This is a genomic window from Chitinophaga sp., from assembly GCF_035564935.1.
Lineage (GTDB): Bacteria > Bacteroidota > Bacteroidia > Chitinophagales > Chitinophagaceae > Chitinophaga.
Genome location: NZ_DATMTE010000992.1, coordinates 1 through 2127, shown reverse-complemented (window position 1 = coordinate 2127; position 2127 = coordinate 1). Strand labels below are relative to the sequence as shown.

Below are 2127 nucleotides of genomic sequence, written 5' to 3'. Positions count from 1 at the left end.
ATGCGCCGGTGAAAATGGATACAATTCTGTCTTCGGGTGTAACATTGATGATATTAGAGCTATCATATAAGGACCCTGCTTTTGGTTGTTGTGGATCTTGCAATTGAAGGTGTTGTGTTAAGGAACTCATATATACAGTTTGGGGAACTTACAGCTAAAACCCTGCACTTTTATTTGAAATGAAATAAGTTGCTGATAGTTAATTAAATATATATTAAGATGTATTTAGCGGTTCTGTGGCACATCTGGCACGGTGCGTAATTTCTTACACAGTGCATATGGAAATAGAAAATAATGTTGCTGGTAATAAAATTACAGAGAGCAGTAAAACAACTTTACCGGTAAGAAGCCATCAAAACATCAAAGATCTGTTGTCCCCAGTTAGGCGCCAGTGCATTACCCGGTTTGAATGCTGCAAACCTGGCAGCCGTAATATCAACGGTTGGCTTTGCCCGCTGCTTGCCCCCGCCGAAAATAGCCGGTGTGTAGTAAATGTTCAGGGCTTTCACCAGCCATGCCCTCGGATTGGTTGAATCGGCCACTATCGCCTTTTCTGCATAACTCCTGCTTTGGGCGCCCAGGGAAGCTCCCCGCGATGGGGTGGCATTGATCTTAGCCGACAGCCAGTAACCCATTAATGCCAGGGTTTCGGTGTTACCTGGCTGCATTTGCAATGCCTTTTTTACAAAAGGTTCGGCTTTGCGGCATAATGCTTCCGCCTCTTTTTTATCTGATTTAAACGATAACTGTGTAGCCGCCCAACCAGCGTAATATTGCAATAGCCATTCGTCCGGATGCGCTCCTGCCAGTGCGGTAAGCGTATCTATCCCCGATGGCCATGCTTCCGGCGCAGCGGTGTCCAATACCTGCAGCTGCTGCTCCAGCGCCTGCTGCCAGCTGCCGTTTTCCTGCCCGTAAACAGCGGGGGCAACCAATATCCAGAAAAGGAAATGTAAACGTAACAGGATCTTCATAAAAATGTGCGTCAGTTATGAAGCATTAACGAATTATATGCCAGATGCATCTTGCATTTCTCTGGACGAAGGGTTATCTTAAGCCGTTAAATAAAAGCACCCATGAAAAAAGTATTGACCGCGTTACTACTGCTGGCCGGCCTCCAAAGTTCAGCACAAAAGGAAATCGCCCCTGATAAATGGCTGAAACTCTTTAATGGCAAGGACCTGAAAGACTGGGACATCAAAATAACGGGGCATAACCTGAACGATAACTATGGTAACACCTTCCGGGTAGACAGTGGCATGCTGAAAGTAAGCTACGATCAGTACGATGAATTTAAAGAACAATACGGGCATATCTTTTATAAAAAGAATTTCTCCGCTTACCTCGTGGTGGTGGAATACAAATTCACAGGGGAACAGGTGAAAGGCGGCCCCGGATGGGCCTTCCGCAACAGCGGCGTAATGCTTCACGGGCAAACGGCGGCATCCATGACCAAAGACCAGGACTTCCCCATTTCCCTGGAAGAGCAACTGCTGGGTGGCAATGGGAAAGATCCCCGCTCTACTGCAAACCTCTGCACCCCGGGTACTAACGTGGTGATGAATGGAAAACTCATTAAGGACCATTGCATCAGCTCAACTTCCAAAACCTATCACGGCGATGTATGGGTACATGCAGAAGCCCTCGTGCTGCGCGATTCCGTGATCAAACACATTGTGGAAGGAGATACCGTTATTGTATACAATAAACCGCAGATGGGCGGCGGCAATGTATCGCACCCGCAACCCGGACTGTTACAGGAAGGCAAACTACTGTCTGAAGGTTCCATTTCCCTGCAAAGCGAAAGCCACCCGGTAGCCTTCCGGAAAGTAGAACTGTTTGACCTGTCGCCCTACATCAACGATCCGGTTAAACTGAATAAGATCCTCCATATGCTGCAACACCGGCCGGGAGCGAAAAAGGCAAAATAACATGATGATGGGGGCGCGGCGGCTTCGGAGGCCGGGGTGGTCTTCTCGGCGGTACACAGCTCGCAACCGCTAATAACAGTAAGGCGGCCAGTACAGGCAATGATCTCTTGCTCATATAAAAGCGTTTATGCCAGGTAAGGCAAATCGGGTACCATTTTTATCACAGCGGATGTTGTCTGACTCAGGATTAAACTGA

2 protein-coding genes are annotated in these 2127 nt (G+C 47.8%); one reads left to right on the top strand and one right to left on the bottom strand.

Annotated features, from left to right (window positions below; translation table 11 throughout):
• Positions 1-335 precede the first annotated feature (335 nt).
• A complete protein-coding gene (locus tag VN105_RS25645; protein ID WP_325645619.1) occupies positions 336-974 on the bottom strand; it encodes a hypothetical protein in 639 nt (212 codons plus the stop codon).
• Positions 975-1076: 102 nt separating this feature from the next.
• Here VN105_RS25645 and VN105_RS25640 point away from each other — a divergent pair, with 102 nt between their 5' ends.
• Positions 1077-1931: a DUF1080 domain-containing protein gene (locus VN105_RS25640; protein ID WP_325645617.1), complete on the top strand. Its 855-nt coding sequence runs from the start codon at positions 1077-1079 to the stop codon at positions 1929-1931.
• Positions 1932-2127 lie beyond the last annotated feature (196 nt).

Bases quoted from the DNA above. Each gene is read 5' to 3' on its own strand.
- VN105_RS25645 (WP_325645619.1), bottom strand. From the start codon at position 974: ATGAAGATCCTGTTACGTTTACATTTCCTTTTCTGGATATTGGTTGCC.
- VN105_RS25640 (WP_325645617.1), top strand. From the start codon at position 1,077: ATGAAAAAAGTATTGACCGCGTTACTACTGCTGGCCGGCCTCCAAAGT.